The organism is Mycolicibacterium chengduense (assembly GCF_033741155.1).
GTDB lineage: Bacteria > Actinomycetota > Actinomycetes > Mycobacteriales > Mycobacteriaceae > Mycobacterium.
The window spans coordinates 115313-133293 of record NZ_JAWQNH010000007.1 but is presented as its reverse complement, the minus strand read 5'-3'; the positions used below and the strand labels follow the sequence as shown (position 1 = coordinate 133293).

Here is a 17981-nt window from a genome sequence, read left to right as displayed (position 1 = left end):
AGGGCAAAACGTTACCGAGCCTGCCGTGGCCGCCATACACTGCGGCGGTGCCTGATCCCGTAGCTGAGTCGCTGCCGGCGCGGTTGGCCAGGGCACAGGAGCTGGCCTGGCAGGGCCACGGGCGTGAGGCCGACGCGGTGCTCGCCGCGGTCGATCCGGCGACGCTGGACGAGGCCGACCTGCTGGCGTGGGCGTTGCCGCGGGCGGCCAACCAGTTCTGGATGCTCGACGAGCCGGAGCGGGCGACGGCGTTTCTGCGCACGTTGCGCGGTCGGGTGTCCTCGGATGCGACGGTGGACGCGTTGTTGGGCACATTCGCGATGAATGCCGGGGACCTGCAACGGTGCCGGACCCTGTCGGCGTCGGTGCTGGCGTCGCCGACGGCTTCGGATCAGGCGATCGGGTGGGCGGCCTCGGCGGCGGCTTTGACGCATGCGCGGATGGGCGAGTTCGGCCCGGTCGACGAGTTGGCGGCGCGGGCGGTCGCTGCCGGCCATCCCGGCTTGTTGCGCTTCACTTCCGGGTACGGGCAGGTGCTGGTCGCCGTGTTCGGCGCCGAGCTGGACCGAGCCGAGGAGCTGGCCGCCGAGCTGACAGGCGAGTCCGGCCCGGGACATTGGGTGGGCCAGGTGCTGGCCGCCGAGGTGTTGACAGTACGCGGCAACCTCGATGCCGCGGTCGGGTTATTACGTTCGGCGGCCGACAGTTTGGCACCGACCGGTTATTCGTGGACACCGCTGGCGTGGATGTTGTTGGCACAGACGCTCGGCCAGCAGGGGTCGACCGTGGCTGCGGCAAAGGCGTTGGGGCGCGCCGAGTCCCGGCACGGTCTGAAGTCGATGCTGTTCGCACCGGAGCTGGCGCTGGCCCGGGCGTGGACGAGTTGGGCTCGTAAGGACTCCATTGGGGCGGTGAGCGCCGCGCGGGAGGCGTTCCGCGCGGCCGAACGCGGCGGTCAAACCGCAGTGGCATTGCGTGCCGCGCATGACGCGGTGCGCCTGGGTGACGTGCGGGCGGCGGCAGTGCTGGAGGGGTTGGCGCTGCCGTGTCCGTTCGCTCGGCTGACGACGGCGCACGCGCAGGCGTTGGCGGCGCGCGATGCCGACGGCTTGACGGCGGTGGCCAACGAGTGGCTCGATCTCGGGTTCGGTGCGGCGGCTGCCGACGCGGCACGTCAGGCGGCCGAATTGGTGGGCCACGGTGGTGGGGCGCGGCAATAGGATCGATGTCGTGACGGGGGGGATCACGTGAGTGTGCTGGACGCGTTCCTGTCGACATGGTCGAAGGCACGCGAGACCTTCGGCACGGGGACACCGCAATCCGGTGAACGTTTCGACCAGAGCGCGTCGCTGCCCCAGATGCAGTCGACCGTCGAGACCGCGGCCCCCGGCTCCAGATGGACGGGAACCGCGGCGAACGCCTACGGCGCCGTCAACACCGATCACGCCAAGGTGTTCGCCCAACTGGCCGTGCTGGATCAACGGCTAGGTGCGCATGTCACCGAGTCCGCCCAGGTGGTGTCCAACGGCAGGCAGACCCTCGACGGCATCAAGAAATGGGTTCTCGACGCCGCGGCGCAGGTGCCGCCGGGCAAGAATCGGGACCGCGATCTGGTGCCGATCGTGCGGGAAGGGCTGAGCCGGATCAGCAATGTGGTTTCGACGTCGAACACCGAGCTCAGCAGCATCGCAGGCAAGATCCGCGGGCTCGGGACGGAGTGGGACAAGCTCTCGACGGATCAGAAGTTCGGGGGCGGGCCGAAGGAGGGCACGGGCGACTTCAAAGGGGTCAAGGGGAACGGCGAGGCGACGACCGGAGAGGACAAGCCCCCCAGCGAGACCGGGGCCGAGGATTCCGAGGCCTTACAAAACGGGCAACTCACTCCCGAGCAGCGAGAGCGCCTGAACCAGAACACCACCTTGACCCCTGAGCAGCAGGCGGCGCTGCACAACGGGAATCTCACCCTGCCACCCGACCAGATGTCCTATCTCCAGGGCTTTTCGAGAGCATTCGGGGACAGGACACCTGCCGAGATCAAAGCCATCATGGACAAGTCCGGATCCGATGGCGGCCGTGTCGCAGACGTGTTCCAGCTTGCTTCTAACCCGCACATCACCACCGGACTTCCGCAGACCGAGCCGCCGTCGATCGATAGGCCCGCGAGCGGCGGCAAGTACGCACTTCCTGATGGCGTCCAGAAGGTTTTGGACGGACCTGCGATGACGCAGCCGATGTCGAGCGGCGTATTCGAGGATGGACGCTGGGTCGTTCCGCCGGAACCGACAGGTCCGCTACAGCCGACGCAAGGCCTCAATGATCTCGCGAACGTGATCCAGCAGGGCAACAGCAACTTGCAACAAGGTTCCGCTTTGGACGCTGGAATGATGGCGAAAAGCCAAGAGATGCTCGATATCTCCAACCGTCAGCCGATACCGCAGGCACCCGGGACCGGATTCGGCCCTGGCGATGACGCGCCACGGTGGTACCACGAGAACGTCGATCCGACCCTGCAGAACATGCTCAACTCGGTGAACAAAGACGACATGGTCATCCACGACACGGTGACCGGCGCCGGCGGTGACAAGTTCCTGCATGACCTGACCAACCACCAGTGGCAGGACGACGGCCTGGCGGCTGGCGGCCTGTTCGACTGGGTGGAGCAGTCTGCCGACCAGGACTCGACGGGCCGGGCGGCCGAAACAGCCCACGCCCTCGCCGAGTTCACCAGCAACCCGGACAACCACCTGCTCAATCTCGATAGCACCAGAGGCTATGGGGCGGAGGGTCAATCACTCGGCCAAGTCAACCCAGAGCTCACCAGGGACATGGCCCGAGCATTATCGCCGTACCTTGACGATATGGTCGGCAACAACACCGGAGGCAACAACGGACTTTTCGCGCCGCTCGATCCCGCCGATCAATCCCAGACCGAACCCGTGAAGACCCGTCATCTGATGAGTGTGCTGATGTCGGACCATCCACCGTTGGATCAACAGCCAGGGTCCGGTGCACCGAAGACCGCCAGCGAGATTCTCTTCGAGAACACCCAGCAGCACGTCAACAAGGCGTTCGAGAACGCGGCGCTGTCAGCAGCGAGCGGGAATCCGGTGAAGGACGATTTCGCCATGCAATCTGCCGGCCGTCTGCAAGCAGCACTGAACCTCGGAAGCTATGACGAGGCTGCATCCAGGCTGCACAACGAGTTCCAGGCCCGCCATGAATCGTGGCAGCTGCAGGGGAAGCTTTTCGATCTCGCGACAACTGTGGCAGAACATGGAGGAACACCAGGCGAGCTGGCATCCGGGGCCGGCTCGATCGGAAAGGACTTCATCATCGGCCCCGAACCCCAGGAAGGTAAGCCACCGAATGTGACCATCCCCGGAACATTTCCGACCCAGCAGTATCTGGCGCAGGTGTTGGCGAATGCGAACGCTGGGAATATGTCATTGATTGATGAGTACCTCCAGGCTGGCGAACTCACAGCACCGGACCAGTCAGGAAGCAAGGAGTACAGGGACTTTCACAACAGGGTCAACGCGTACCTCGATTCGGTCGGGGTCGACCGCCCCATCGACGACCTGATGACCGCCTACTGGCGGACCTACGTCGAGGCTGCCTACGGTGCGACGTAAGCAAGCGTCCGCGATGCGCCTGTTGGCAACGCTGATGGTCGTTATCGTGTTAGCCGGATGTGGCGGCCCCTCGCAAACCAGCCCGTCGCCTGTGCCGAGCGCTGCGGCGGGCCGCCTATCCCCATATTGGCCCCCGCTACTCAACGACTTCCGGTTCCACTGGTCCGCTGAACCGGGTATCGACATCTTCACCGGACCGGCCGTGATCATCCGCGCGTACATGGAGTCCTACGACATTGCGACGTTCACCGCCGACATCAACAACGTGTATCCCGGCTTTATGCGCGCCACGCCAGAGAACCAGTCGTATCGCGAAGCACCCGAGCTACAAGTGACGGGGATCCGCCCGCTAGGAGAGGGTTACAGCATCACCTCCAAAGACGCCCGCCCTCACTACGGAGCCGTTCAGTACCACCTTCTCGAGATGAACTCGACTCCTGACGGATGGGACGTAATTGGCTGCACAGGTGACTATACGAACTTCATGGAGAGCGAGGTACATCCTGGGAAGTTCGTCTCTGTTGCAGCCTTTCAGCCCGACGCCCAACCACGCCCCGGCAGCGGCGTGCGTCCCTTTCGCATCACACTCACCCAGTTGCGAAAAGGCGGCCCGGCGCCTGTTTCGGTGCCACAGCGCGGACCTGCCCCGGCACCCAATCAAGATTTGTTCGCTAACTGGTTCATTACCGGAGCCAGCTTCGGGGGATGGGGACCGAAGAATGCGCCCGAACCGCTTCGCTGGCCGCCGGCTTCGCTTCAGGAGCGGTGCAGCCAGGTCATGCCCCAGAACGAAAGCGAGAGACTTGCCATCATCACAGGCTTCAAGGACGAACCTCCACCGCGTGGCGATGCGGTCCCTGGTTGGCCGCTGGATGCCAGCTGAACAGATCGCCTTGCAAGCTACTTCTAGGTGCCCGTGGTTCATTTGACCGCCTGAAATTCCGGTTGACGGCTGACAGCCCCGGCGTTGTGAGTTCGACCCGCTGATACCGCATAAGTGAGGATGGTCAGTTTGCTTAGGACGACGAGAAGGCAGAAATGCCTGTTGGCCTTAGCAATTGCGCTGACGGTGACGATCGCCTGTTGCGGGGCGGTTTACGGTGCGACCTGATCGAGGGAGCCATGCGATGCGAGCGATAGCGTCCATTGTCGCCGTGGCACTGCTTTCGGCGTGCACCGCGACCTCTCAATCCGGGCCTGGATCGACGACAGAGACAGCACCAACGCGTTCATACCCCAACTGGCCCAAACTGGTTGACGACTTTCGGTTTCAGTGGTCAGCCGAGCCCGGCATCGATCTCACGGAAGGGCCTGCCGTAGTAGTCCGCGCCTACGTCGAGTCCTACAACATCGCGATCTTCACAGCCGATAGCAACAACGTCTACCCCGGCTTCATGAGAGCGACCCCTGCGAACCAAACGTATCGCGAGGCTACGGCTCTACAACTGACGGGTATTCGGCCACTTGGCGAAGGGTATTCCGTTACTCCCCACGACGCTCAACCTCACTACGGATCCATGCAGTTCCATCTGCTCGAGATCACGCCTGCCGCCGATGGATTGGAAGTTCTGGCCTGTATCGGCGACTACGCGAATTTCATGAGAAGCGACGTTGAGCCGGGAAAGTTCATCTCGGTCGCGGCTATTCAGTCGAACGCCGCACCTCGCCCAGACACTGGGGTCCGACCGCTTCGGATCACCTTGACCCAGCACGATCCAAGAGTCGGATCGAATGCCCCTGCGCCGGCTTCCGCACCTCAGAAAGGACCGGCGCCCGCCCCAGACCAAGATGTGTTCGGCAACTGGTTCATCACTGGAGCCAGCTTCGGCGGATGGGGCCCCAAAGACGCGCCGGAGCCCACGCGCTGGCCACCTGCCTCGCTTCAGCAACGATGCAGTCAAGCGATGCCTCAAAACGAAGCCGAACGGCTGTCCATAATCGCCGGGTTCAAAGACGAGCCCCCTCCGCACGGCGAAGCCTTGCCGGGTTGGCCGCTGAATCCGAAATAACTGGCACTGCAGCACTCATCAGGCGCGCATTTGCAACACGCTCACCGCCGTCCTGCCACTGGAGGAGCCGTAAATATCCGTCACTACCTCGAAGCCGTCGCCAATAGGATGAGGTGCGAACCGAACGGGGGCCGACGACGATGACCGATCCGCTTCATGTCCAGACCGACGGGGTGCTGAACTACTCGCAACTGCATTCCGATGTCGCGGACGGACTGTCCGGTCTTGCCGGTGTGGACGGATCGGGTGTTGAGACCAGCCATGGCGTCATCGCCTCGGCCGTGAACACCGCATTGTCGGGAGTCCTGACCGGCCGGCAGAACACGCTCGGCGTCACGTCGACGGCGGCGAGCACCATCTCCGAGCTCCTACAGAAGGCCGCGCAGGCGTATGCGGCAGGCGATCAGCAGGGAGCTGAACGACTCAAGGCCGCTGCTGATGTTCTCGAAGGCAAGGATGCACCGGGGCGTGGGGCAGGCTCTGCTGTTGGCGGCGCGCCCGCTTCCGGTGGTGGAGCTGGCGGCGACATTGCCGGCCAGATGGGGCAGGTACTGGGCCAGGTCGGACAGCAGGTCGGCCAGATGGCTCAGTCGATCACCCAACCACTGCAGGGATTAGCTCAGGGGTTGCAGCAGATTCCGCAGCAGATCATGCAAGGTGTGCAGCAAGCGGCGCAGTCAGCGTCGGGCATCGGAGGCCAATCCGAGGTCAAGAGCGCCCAGATCGAGAAGGACGACCGCCGCGCCGAGGAGAAAGCCGAGGACAAGGACAAGCGCCGCACCGAGGAGAAAGAGCAGGAGGCCCGAGCCGAAGCTGGACCCACGTCGCCGACCGAGCGTGCACCGGTGGAGTCCCCCGCTCCTCGCCAGCGTCCGGCACCGACCCATCCGCAAGCGGATTGAGCTTTCGATGCCGTTCTGGCAGCACGCGTCGGGCCGACCTTAGGTCCGCTACGTCGGCCGACCGGTCACCTGGGCTCTTTCCAGCAAACCAGCGGAGCTTCCTGTCGGAGTTGACCCGTATCGACTCCTCCGGTCTTTGCGCTGCGCAAAGCCCGGAATGTTCTGCAGCGACGGTCTCTGCAGGTTGGGTAATGTCTTAGCTGAGGTATGCGGAGGGGATTGTCGATGCTGGTTGAGCCCATGGGCCCAGACCGAGCCGCGGGGGTTTCGGGGGTCCGCGCCACGTCCGTTGAGGCTGGTCGTCATGGCGCCTGAGACGCTGAAAGTTGACACCACGGCGTTGTCTCAGGCGGGCGACAACTTCTTGACGGCGTCGCAGGGCATCCCCCAGCCACCCACCGGTTACACACCCAGCGGCTCAGATCCGTTGTCCATGGCGATCGCGGCGGTGGCGCCGCAGTTCCTCGCGCCGATCGCGGCCGGCTTGCCGGTACTGAAGGCGCAGACCGCCCAGTTCGCGCAGAACATCAAGATCGTCGCCGAGCGCTATGCGGCCACCGATGCTCAGTCACACGCCAAGCTGTCGGGTCAGATGGGCGGCGGCTCGGGTAGTGGTGGTGGCGGCGGAAGCGCCGGGTCACCCGCCTCGGGTGTGGCTGCGGGTGTGGGCGGACCGGCCGCTGGTGCGGCACAAAGCGCGGGCCAGCTCGGCCAGATGTTGCAGATGCCGATGCAGATGGCCAGCCAGGCGGCGCAGATTCCCCAGCAGGTGATGGGCATGGCGGGATCGCTGCCGCAGGCCGCGATGCAGGGTGCGCAGCAGGTCGCCGAGCAGGTGAGCCAGGTCGCCGGCAAGGCCGGCGGCTCTGAGAAGCCCGACGGAGAGCCCGAGGAAACCCAAGACCGGGAAGGCAAGCACCGGCGCGAGGATTCGCCGGAGGAATCGGCAGATCCCGCCGCCGGCGCTGCACCCGCGGCGCCGAATCCCGAACGCGCTCCCGACCAGGTTTCTGGGGATGCCCACCGTCATGCGTCGTCACGCCAATCACCGGAGAATGTGTTGTGACTCAACCTCCCCCGCCACCCAACGGTTCCTGGAATCCCGGATCCGGTGGCTGGCCCCAGGGCTATCCCGGCGGCCAGCCCGGCCCGCAGTGGAATCCGCAACAGGGCTGGCCCCAGACACCACCACCGCCAAAGAAGCGCGGATTCGCGAAATGGATCATCGGTGGGGTCGCGCTGGTCGGTGTCATCGCCGTGACGGCAGTCGTCGCGGTGTCATGCACGAAAAGCACTGGCGGGGACGACAAACCGACCGCGGCACCGACGACGAGCGGTGCGCCGACGTCGGATTTTGCGAGTGCCAATGACACTGGGCCGGTCTCGGTGATTACCGAGGATCCGTCGTGTGCGCCGTGGTTCCCAGTCCAACAAACCCTCGCTGACAGTGAGAAAAACGGCTGGGCTGAGCGAGACCCGTCTCTCTCTGCAGACGTGTGGACTCCAGAAATCCGCTCACAATATGAAGCTGTGCGTATCGCAATGCGTACAGCAGCAGATCAAGCCGAGCCCTTACTCAAAATCACACCACACCGCGTGATGCGGGAGTTGTACGGTCAATTTATTTCTTACGCCCGAGCATATGCACAGCGCATTCCAGTGTATACGCCGCCCGATAACGAGCTTGGGAATGTCGCAAACTACGCAACTCAAGTCTTAAGTGATATCTGCAAGGCGATCGATAATGGTTCGGCGGCAGCTCGCGCGCCGCGCATAGCCTCTGCGCCACCTCCGAGTAAAATCTCGTCAGCTTCGGAGTCGACGCCCACAAAATTCATGCCAAAACCGGATTCAAACTGCGATGGTTGGGAACGCGAGCTAGCCACTTTTGACTCCGACCCCAGAATAGTGGCGTGGCGTGGTGTTTCGCCAAACATTTCCGCAGGACAGTGGACGCCTGAACAACGCGCGATCAACGACGCGGCAATCCCAGCTATGGAAACATCCGCCGATGAACTCGCCCGTTTGGGACAAGAGAGTAATAATGCGGTGTCCGAAGACATCGCCGTTTTGGCAGCGCAGTATCGTCGTGCATTCGCCGCGGCTACTCCTACATACTCGCCTGCTGACACTTATCTTGAAAATTTGCCAAGATCGGCAACCGCCCTGCTTATCTCCGCATGCAAGTCAGCCGGCGGTAACTGATGGGAGTACCCCGGCCATCTGGGCCGTACGCAGACGAACTTCTCAATCCAAATGGGTGGCCCGACAGCGACGAAGACGCCTTGTATGCATGCGGATTGGACTGCACTCGGGCGCTGCAGGAGTTGACTTCAAACACGATCGAGCCCTGGATACATCATCGAGAAGAAGTATTTGGCGACATATGGAATGGCGGAGCAGCCAATGCCGCCAACAGCACGGCGAGCGAAATATCAAAGGCTCTTAGCGAGGCGCAAAATGATCTTGTTGCTGCCGCCACCTGGAACAATCACGTCGGAGGCATGGTCGCCGCCGCAAAGACGGCCGTAGCCGATAATGTTCGCGAAGCACAGCAACTAATCGATACCATCGAAAAATCAACCGATCCGAATGTAAGCGAATCTGACCGCGAAGCCGCCATACGGAACGTAGTGAATACGTTTCATACCTTAAACGTCACTGTCGTCGCCTCTAGCAGCGCCCAGATACCCACCATTCAAAGTTGGAGGCCACCCACAAATGCTCTCCCACAGCTGCTAAGTCGGACCCTTCCTCCGAGGCCCGCTCCTCAGGCTCCGCAAGCTCCGCAGGGCGGAGCCGCAGGCCCTCCTTCACCGACGAGCTTGACGAGCGGGAGAAATGGGCTTCTAGCTCCGCGTACCGGAGGGGCTCCACTTTCTGCCGCACCCGATGCGCCGCACACAGAACCGGCGCCCCAACTCCCCGCACGAACGCCAGCCGCGCCGGATCCTGTGACCCAAGACGCAAAGCCTCCATCGTCCAGCCAGGGTTCTCCACCTGTCGTGCCGAGGGGCGGAGGCGTGCCCGCTGCTGCGACGCCAGACGCCCCAGCGCCTTCTCCCGTCATCCAGCCAGCGCCGAGTCCAACCGCACCAGCTACCGGACAGCCAGCAGTGGCCAACCCGGGTCCTGGGCCGAGCCAGACTGGACCATCTCTCGGCGGCACCGGCAGCCCCGGATCCCCATCCGGCGCGAGCGGCGGTTCCCCGTCACCACTCTCCTCATCGAGCGGAGCAGGCACACCCGGCCAATCCGGCCCCCAGACGGGACCAGGCAGCCAAGGCGCCCAAGGCCCGCAAGGCGCACCAGCCACCAAGCCCGATCCCCTCAGCGGCGCAGCGGGTCCCAAGACACCCGGCATGCAGGCACCGGTGCAGCCGCCGCCCACCCCGCTGAGTAGTGCCACACCGGCCACACCGCTGTCCGCGCCGGCAGCACCGATCGAGCAGGCCGCCACCAGTTCACCGACCACACCTGCGGCGGCCCACCCGGCCGTCCCCACCGGTGGAGGTGGCCCCGCTGCAGCCCCGGCCGCGCCGCCGTCCGCCCCGGCAGCACCGACACCGCCCATGCCGCTCGGCCCGCCGTCGACGCCGCCACCCGCCGCGCCGGTGCCGCCATCGCCCGGAGCCCTCGGGCCCGGCGTCGCACCTGCTGCGACCACCGGCGCCCAGTCCGGTGGTGCTGCCGCCGCGCCCATCCCGGTATCGGCCGCACGAGCCGAGCGCGATCTGATGGCCACCTCAGCCGCCGCCGGCGCCCTCAAGCGTCAGATGGGGGGCAATGATCCGCTGAGTGTCGCCCGCCGCATCGCTGCCGCACTGAATGCACCAGACATGGCTCGACCCAACGACATCGGATTCTTCTGGCTGGTGGCGCTCACCGCCGCCGACACGATCGTCGTCGCCAACAGCTACGGCATCGCCTACCTCCCCGAAGGTGTCAGCCTGCCCGAACAGGTCAAACTGGCCAGCGCCGACAGCTCCATCCCTGCCGCCGAGCGGGCCCGGTGGGCCACCTATCCCGTTGCGGCCCTGACAGGTTGGGCCCAAGCACACGACACGACCCTGCGCGCCGTCATCGGCGCCAAGGCGCATCTGGAGGGAATCGATCCCGGCGCGCACAAGGTGCTCTTGGAAGACGACGACATCCCGGCGACGGGAAAGATGACCGGTCGCAGCCGACTGGAGATCAGCTTCCCCGACGCCGCGGCCAAGTTGGCGGCGGTCAAAGACCCGGAACTCGTCGCGCAGTTACCGCCCGCCGGCGCGGACAACACACCGCCGGCCAACGAATCGTTCACCCTGTGGTTCGACGTGATGCAGCCACTGATGAGTGCGGCCTCCGGCCGCGAAGTCGCGCACCTGGCCGCCTTCGTGCGCTATGCCGCCCACGCGGCGGACCTCGCGCTCTACCGTGCCCACACCGCCCTGGAAATCGCCGACCAGCGCGCCGCCGTCGCCGACTGGTTGTACTGGCTGCACCAGTACGACCTGCTCACCGAGGCGCAGGCCACCGTCACGGCGACGACGTAAGCTCACCGCTCTGCAACACCAACCGGCGCTGCACCCCAATGTTGGCCAGAAACCGCTCGTCGTGGCTCACCACCATGAAAGCGCCGCGATAGGCATTCAACGCCGCCTCCAACTGGCCGATGCTGACCAGGTCGAGGTTGTTGGTCGGCTCGTCGAGCAGCAGCAGCTGCGGCGCGGGCTCGGCGAACAGCACGCACGCCAGCGTTGCCCGCAACCGCTCGCCCCCGGACAACGCACTCACCGGCAGGTCAACCATGTCACCGCGAAACAGGAACTGCGCCAACAGGTGCCGCTTCCGTGTCACGGACAGGCTCGGCGCGAACGCCTCCAATGACTCCAGAACGGCGCGGGACGGATCCAGCAGATCAAGCCGCTGCGACAGATACGCCACGGGAACTTGAGCGCCGGCCACCACGAGTCGCAGCAGCGTCGACTTGCCGGCGCCGTTGGGTCCGGTCAACGCGATCCGCTCCGGACCCCGGACGTCCAGATCGACAGCGTCGAACGCCAACGAGCGTAACCCGTTTGCGGAGAACAACACCCGGCCGGCCGGTACTTCGGTCGCCGGCAGGTCCAGCACCAGCACATCATCGTCGCGCAACGCTCGTTCGGCTTCGTCCAGCCGCGCCCGTGCGTCGCCGACCCGACGGCTGTGGACATCGTCGGCCCGGCCCGCCGATTCCTCCGCACTCCGTTTACGAGCTCCGGCAAGGATTTTCGGCAATCCGGCGTCCTTGACGTTGCGTGCCGCGTTGGACGCCCGCCGGCCGGCCCGCTCACGCGCTTCCTGCATCTGCCGCTTCTCGCGTTTCAACTGCTGCTCGGCATTACGGACATTGCCCTCGGCCACGCGATGCGCTGCCTGCGTCGCTTCCTCGTACGCCGTGAAGCCGCCGCCGAACGTCGACACCTCACCGGCGCGCAACTCGGCGATCGCATCCATCCGATCCAACAGCGCCCTATCGTGGCTGACCACCAGCAACGTGCCGCGGAAGCCGTCCAATGTCGCGTAAAGCCGTTGCCGCGCCGCGGCATCCAGGTTGTTGGTCGGTTCGTCGAGCAGCAACACATCCGGCCGCTTCAACAGCTGCGCCGTCAAACCGAGGGATACCACCTGCCCTCCCGACAGCGAGCCGAGCGGGCGGTCGAATTCGATGTCACCAAGCTGGGCCCGCAGCCGTTCCTCGATATCCCAGTCCTCTCTGATGGCGGCGAACACCTCCTCACTCGCGTCACCAGCGGCCAGCGCTTCCAGTGCCGCCAAAACCGATGTGACCCCGAGGACGTCGGAAACCGTCTGATCCGACAGGAACGGTAACTCCTGAGGCAGATAGCCGACGACGCCGTCGACCTTCACGGTCCCAGCGGTCGGCGAGAGCACCCCGGCGATCAACCGCAGCAGTGTGCTTTTGCCGGCGCCGTTCGGCGCCACCAGGCCAGTGCGGCCCTGTCCCACTGCGAAAGACAGGTCGGTGAACACCGGGGTGCCGTCGGACCAGGCGAACGAAAGATGCGAACAGACAACAGACATGCGGGAACTCCAAGAAAGGAATGGATGTGTGACGACGCGAAAGATCTCGGGGATTTACCCGGAGATGTCGTCGATTCCCAGCACGAAAAACATGCTACCCGCCGGGTCAAGCGGTTAAGTAGGCCCGCAGCATCTCGGTGGTGGCGGTGATGGCAGCCACGTCGACGTGCTCGTCGACCTTGTGGGCCAGGTTGGGATCCCCCGGGCCGTAATTGACGGCCGCGATGCCCAGCGCCGCGAATCGCGATACGTCGGTCCAGCCGTACTTGGCGCGAACCTGCCCTCCGGCGGCGGCCACCAGCGACGCCGCGGCCGGATTCGTCAGTCCGGGCAGCGCTCCCGCGGCGGCATCGGTCACCTCCAGCGACACATCCAGGCCCTCGAACACCTCGTGCACGTGCGCGACGGCCTGATCGATGCTGCGATCGGGCGCAAACCGGAAGTTCACCGTCACCGACGCCGCATCCGGTATCACGTTGCCCGCGATACCCCCGTCGATGCGGACGGCCGACAACCCTTCCCGGTACACGCAGCCGTCGATGTCCACACTGCGCGCCGTGTACCGTGACAGCCGATCGAGCACCGCGCTCAGCTTGTGAATAGCGTTGTCACCCAACCATGATCGTGCTGAGTGCGCGCGTGTTCCGGCCGCACTGACCATGATGCGAATGGTGCCCTGGCAACCGGCTTCGATGAAACCGCCCGAGGGTTCGCCGAGGATAGCGACATCGGCGGTCAACCAGTCGGGCAGTTCACGCTCGATGCGGCCCAGGCCGTTGGCGCTGGACTCGATCTCCTCGCAGTCATACATGACGAGGGTGATGTCATGGGTTGGCTCGGCCAGTGTCGCGGCCAGGTGCAGGAACACCGCATCACCGGACTTCATATCCGAGGTGCCGCAGCCGTACATCAGGCCGTTCTGGACGCGGCTGGGCAGGTTGTCGGCGGCCGGCACGGTGTCGGTGTGGCCGGCCAGCAGCACCCGCGACGGGCGACCGAGGTGGGTTCGGGCCAGCACCGCGTCACCATTTCTGACCACTTCGAACCACGGTGCCTGCGCCCGCAGCGCAGCCTCGATCTCGTCGGCGATGCGCTGCTCATGGCGCGACTCGCTGGGAATGTCCACCAGCGCAGCGGTCAGTGCGATCGGGTCGGCACGCAGATCTAGGGCCACAACCCTCGAGGCTAGTCGAGTACCCTAAGCCACCGTGACTGCCGCATCTGGCGTCGGCCTGGCGACCATCGCCGCCGACGGAACCGTACTGGACACCTGGTTTCCCGCCCCGGAGCTCAGCGCCGACGGGCCGACCGGCACCACCCGGCTCTCGGTGGCCGAGGTGACCGACGATCTGGCCACCTTGACCGGCCCCGATGCCGATCGCGGCGTCGAGGTGGTGGCCGTGCGCACCACGATCGCCGATATCGCGGACAAGCCGGTCGACACCTACGACGCGTACCTGCGGCTGCATCTGCTGTCCCATCGGCTGACCAAGCCGCACGAGGCGAACCTGGACGGCATCTTCGGGCTGCTGGCCAACGTGGTGTGGACCAACTTCGGGCCGGCCGCGGTGGACGGCTTCGAGTCGGTCCGGGCCAAGCTGCGCCGCCGGGGCGCAGTGGCGGTCTACGGCGTCGACAAGTTTCCGCGGATGGTCGACTACGTGCTGCCCAAGGGTGTCCGGATCGCCGACGCCGACCGGGTCCGCCTGGGCGCGCACCTGGCCGAGGGCACCACGGTGATGCATGAAGGATTCGTCAACTTCAACGCCGGCACGCTGGGCGCCTCGATGGTCGAGGGCCGCATTTCGGCGGGCGTGGTCGTCGGGGACGGCTCCGACGTCGGCGGCGGCGCGTCGATCATGGGCACGCTGTCCGGCGGCGGTAAAGAGGTCATCTCGGTGGGCAAGCGCTGCCTGCTCGGCGCGAACGCCGGCCTGGGCATCTCCTTGGGTGACGACAGCGTCATCGAGGCCGGGCTGTACATCACCGCCGGCACCAAGGTGACCACCTCGGATGGGCAGACCGTCAAGGCCAAGGACCTCTCCGGCGGCAGCAACCTGCTGTTCCGCCGCAACTCCATCTCCGGCGCGGTCGAGGTGGTCAAGCGTGACGGCACCGGCATCACGCTCAACGAGGCACTGCACGCCAACTAGCAGCCCGCGCCAGCGTGAGCTTGTGCACGACGATTCTCTGAGATCTCGCACTCAAGTTCACGCTCGTGCGCCGCTTTCAGCACCCGTGGCTCACCCGCAGCAGCGCCATCCCGTGCCGCGGCACCGACGCCGCGACGGGGCCGGTGGTCTGAGAACTACTGTGCTGCCACAGATCTCGCACGGTGTGACAGCTTCCGTCCGACAAGCCGATCGCGCCCAGAGTGGTGCGGATGGTCACGGTGTCGGCGGCCTGGTTGAACAATCCGACGGCCACGGCGCCGTCGGCCAGCGGTTTCACCAGCACCCGCGGATCACCGGAGGACGGGTGCGCCTGCACCACCAGCGGATCCTGGTCGACGGCGATCACCTCGCGGTTGGTCAGCAGTGCCGCGGTCTGGGCCGACATTGAACGAATATCGTTGCCCGCCAATAGCGGTGCGGCCAACAGGGCCCATAACGAGAAGTGCGCCCGCTGCTCGATGTCGGTCAGATCGGCGCGCGCCACGCCCAGGGACATGGTGGGATGCCCGGCCACGAACTCGTTCCAGCCCACCCCGATCACCATCATGTCGGGGTCGTTGACATGGGCCGGGCTGCTCGGCGACCCCGCCGCACCGGCTTCGGTGAAGGCCTGGCTGACACCGGCCAGCCCTGAGGACCACAACGCCGAATCACCCCACGCCGGAACCAGGTCGACAGCATTGCGGGTGATATCGGCGATCTTCGACCAGTCGTATTCCAGGCCGGCGCCCGGATCACCAGAGCTGTTGGGATTGATGGAGTAGACGATGTTCCGACCGGTCGCGCGAAGAGCGTCGCGCATCGCGGTGAAATACTTCACCTGGTCGTCGTGGCCCGCGGCCAAGCGACACCAGTCATATTTGAGGTAATCGACGCCCCAGTCGGCAAAGGTCTGCGCGTCGGTGCGCTCGTGGTCGGCGCCGCCGATCCGGGGATCCTGCCCGCAACCCTCGTTGAACGGGCTGTGATAGATGCCGAGCAGCAGGCCGCGGTCGTGGGCATACCGCGCCAGCGCGCCGATCCCGTGTGGGAAGCGGTCCGGATCGGCTTGCAGTTGGCCGGCGGCGTCACGAGTCGGGGCCGCCCATCCCGCGTCGAGGTTGACGTAGCGATACCCGGCGTCGCGCATACCGGAGGACACCATCGCATCGATCACCTGACGGACGTTCTCCTCGGTGAGCGCGATACCGGAATTCCAGGAGTTCCAGCCCATCGGCGGGGTCAGCGCGCGCGGCGGGTCGGTCTTGTCGCATCCGGCGAGCAGCAGGACGCACGCCGCCAACCAGGCCAAGGCACGCATCCGGCCATGGTGCCAGCTCAGACTGGGAGCAGGATGTGACCGACTATCGAGCCGACAGGATGCAGAACTCGTTTCCTTCCGGGTCGGCCAGCACCACCCAGCTCTGCTCGCCCTGCCCGATGTCGACATGGGTAGCGCCCAAACCGATCACCCGTTGCACCTCGGCGTCCTGATCATCGGGGGTGAAGTCCAGGTGCAGCCGGTTCTTCACGGTCTTGCCTTCGGGAACGTGGAGGAACAACCAGTCCGGTCCGGCGCCCGGCGGGGCGCTGAGCACCACGTCGCCGTCCTTGTCGACGTGGTGCTCCCAGCCAAGGACTTGCGACCACCAGGCGCCCTGCGCATGAGGGTCATGGGCGTCGATGCAGATTTCGGAGAATTTCAGCGTCATTGGTCGACTCCCGCTCGCTCGTTCCTCACTCGCGTCCGTCTGCACGTCACGTCAACAACTCCTTCTTGAGGACCTTGCCCATCGCGTTACGCGGCAGCGATTCGACAACCCGCACCTCGCGTGGCCGCTTGTGCACCGAAAGCTGCTGTGCGACAAAGTCGATGACGTCGTCCGACACCACGGAGCCGACGACGAAAGCGACGATGCGTTGACCGAGATCGTCGTCGGGCACGCCGACCACCGCTACCTCGTCCACACCGGGATACCCGAGCAGCACCGTCTCAATCTCACCCGCGCCGATCCGAAAGCCACCCGATTTGATCAGATCGACCGATTCCCGGCCCACGATGCGGTGCATCCCCTCGGCATCGACGACGGCCACATCACCGGTGCGGAACCAGCCGTCCTCGTCGAACGCCTCCGCGGTGGCATCGGGCCGGTTGAGGTAACCACTGAAAACCGTGGGGCTCTTGATCTGCAAGTGACCGATGGTTTCGCCATCGTGGGGCACCGGCGCGCCGTCGTCGTCGACCAGTCTGGTCTGCACCCCGGGCAGCGGCAGCCCGACCCAACCCGGCCGGCGCTCACCGTCGGCCCGCGTGCTGATGGTGATCAGACTCTCGGTGCTGCCGTAACGCTCCACGGGCGCATGACCGGTCAATCGCACCAACTCGTCGAACACCGGCACCGGCAGGGCCGCGCTACCCGACACCAGCAGCCGCGCCGACCCGAGCGCCCGCGCCGACGACTCGTCGCCGACCACGCGCGACCACACCGTCGGCACGCCGAAGTACAGCGAGCCGCCCGCCTCCGCGTACGCCGCGGGAGTCGGTTTCCCGGTGTGCACGAACCGGTTTCCGATCCGCAGGGACCCCAGTAGCCCCAACACCAGGCCGTGCACGTGGAACAACGGCAGCCCGTGCACCAGCGTGTCCTCAGCGGTCCACTGCCACGCCGTGGACAACGCGTCGATGTCGGCGGCGATCGCGCGCCGGCTGATCAGCACACCTTTGGGCAGGCCGGTGGTGCCGGAGGTGTACATGATGATCGCTGGGCTGTCCGGTGACGGTTCGGCATAACGGTGCCAGGACCTGGCGTGCATCCGGACCGGAATATGTGGCAGCCCTTCCGTTTCGGTCGGCAGTTCACCCAACCATGCCTGCGCGCCGGAATCGGTGAGGATGTGCGCACGTTCGGCGACGCCCACATCGGAGGGAACCGGGACGAACGGAACTCCGGCGATGAGGCATCCGGTGACGGCCAGCACGGTGGTGGCGGTCGGGGTGGCAAGAATGGCGACGCGCCGCGCGACGGAGACGCGTTCAGCCACCGACGTGCCCGCCCCGACCAGGTCGCTTCGGCTCAGCGTCACACCATCGATGCGCACCGCATCCGCGAGATCGTGTCCGGCGGCCACGGCTGCGGGGTCCAGCGAAGTCAACAGCATCCTGGTGAGGCTACTCTGGGCCGGTGGACCCGATCGAGAGACTGGCCAGTCGTGAGG

13 protein-coding genes and 1 pseudogene are annotated in these 17981 nt (G+C 65.5%); 9 read left to right on the top strand and 5 right to left on the bottom strand.

The window, feature by feature from the left end; genetic code table 11:
* Window positions 1-71: 71 nt before the first annotated feature.
* The 8 genes and pseudogenes from SBI67_RS25030 to SBI67_RS24995 all read left to right on the top strand — a co-directional run.
* A pseudogene (locus SBI67_RS25030) lies at window positions 72-1220 on the top strand (AAA family ATPase); the annotation flags it as partial.
* Between the two features lie 27 nt (window positions 1221-1247).
* Entirely contained in the window at window positions 1248-3632 is a 2385-nt protein-coding gene (locus tag SBI67_RS25025) for a TPR repeat domain-containing protein (RefSeq protein ID WP_318983170.1), read from the top strand.
* A gap of 13 nt (window positions 3633-3645) precedes the next feature.
* A complete protein-coding gene (locus SBI67_RS25020) occupies window positions 3646-4515 on the top strand; it encodes a hypothetical protein (RefSeq protein WP_318983169.1) in 870 nt (289 codons plus the stop codon).
* Window positions 4516-5149: 634 nt separating this feature from the next.
* Complete coding sequence (locus SBI67_RS25015) at window positions 5150-5641, top strand: hypothetical protein (protein WP_318983168.1); 492 nt, start codon at window positions 5150-5152, stop codon at window positions 5639-5641.
* A gap of 140 nt (window positions 5642-5781) precedes the next feature.
* Window positions 5782-6543, top strand: a complete 762-nt coding sequence (locus SBI67_RS25010; RefSeq protein WP_318983167.1) for a type VII secretion target — start codon at window positions 5782-5784, stop codon at window positions 6541-6543.
* 304 nt (window positions 6544-6847) lie between these two features.
* The gene (locus SBI67_RS25005) at window positions 6848-7609 is read left to right on the top strand and encodes a PE domain-containing protein (protein WP_318983166.1); all 762 of its coding nucleotides are present in this window, start codon (window positions 6848-6850) and stop codon (window positions 7607-7609) included.
* A complete protein-coding gene (locus SBI67_RS25000) occupies window positions 7606-8748 on the top strand; it encodes an ESX-1 system-associated protein (RefSeq protein ID WP_318983165.1) in 1143 nt (380 codons plus the stop codon). The genes SBI67_RS25005 and SBI67_RS25000 overlap by 4 nt, the downstream gene beginning before the upstream one ends.
* 1157 nt (window positions 8749-9905) lie before the next feature.
* Window positions 9906-11081, top strand: coding sequence for an EspK C-terminal domain-containing protein (locus SBI67_RS24995; protein WP_318983164.1), 1176 nt, complete (start codon window positions 9906-9908; stop codon window positions 11079-11081).
* Here the strand turns inward: SBI67_RS24995 and SBI67_RS24990 are convergent.
* Both SBI67_RS24990 and dapE read right to left on the bottom strand, forming a co-directional pair.
* On the bottom strand, window positions 11065-12612 hold the full coding sequence (locus SBI67_RS24990; RefSeq protein ID WP_318983163.1) for an ABC-F family ATP-binding cassette domain-containing protein: 1548 nt from the start codon (window positions 12610-12612) through the stop codon (window positions 11065-11067). The two genes, SBI67_RS24995 and SBI67_RS24990, sit on opposite strands and share 17 nt — an antisense overlap.
* A 106-nt stretch (window positions 12613-12718) precedes the next feature.
* Window positions 12719-13786 carry a succinyl-diaminopimelate desuccinylase gene (gene dapE, locus SBI67_RS24985; protein WP_318983162.1) on the bottom strand — a complete coding sequence of 356 codons (1068 nt, stop codon included), beginning with the start codon at window positions 13784-13786 and terminating at the stop codon, window positions 12719-12721.
* Between the two features lie 34 nt (window positions 13787-13820).
* Between dapE and dapD the strand changes: the two genes are divergently transcribed.
* Entirely contained in the window at window positions 13821-14765 is a 945-nt protein-coding gene (gene dapD / locus SBI67_RS24980; RefSeq protein ID WP_318983161.1) for a 2,3,4,5-tetrahydropyridine-2,6-dicarboxylate N-succinyltransferase, read from the top strand.
* Between the two features lie 76 nt (window positions 14766-14841).
* On the opposite strand, the gene SBI67_RS24975 is transcribed toward dapD, so the two are convergent.
* The 3 genes from SBI67_RS24975 to SBI67_RS24965 are packed head-to-tail and all read right to left on the bottom strand — an operon-like array spanning window position 14842 to window position 17924.
* Window positions 14842-16086: a glycoside hydrolase family 27 protein gene (locus tag SBI67_RS24975; RefSeq protein WP_318983160.1), complete on the bottom strand. Its 1245-nt coding sequence runs from the start codon at window positions 16084-16086 to the stop codon at window positions 14842-14844.
* 43 nt (window positions 16087-16129) lie between these two features.
* Window positions 16130-16477: a VOC family protein gene (locus SBI67_RS24970; RefSeq protein ID WP_318983159.1), complete on the bottom strand. Its 348-nt coding sequence runs from the start codon at window positions 16475-16477 to the stop codon at window positions 16130-16132.
* 46 nt (window positions 16478-16523) lie between these two features.
* Window positions 16524-17924, bottom strand: a complete 1401-nt coding sequence (locus tag SBI67_RS24965) for an acyl-CoA synthetase (RefSeq protein ID WP_318983158.1) — start codon at window positions 17922-17924, stop codon at window positions 16524-16526.
* Window positions 17925-17981: the final 57 nt, after the last annotated feature.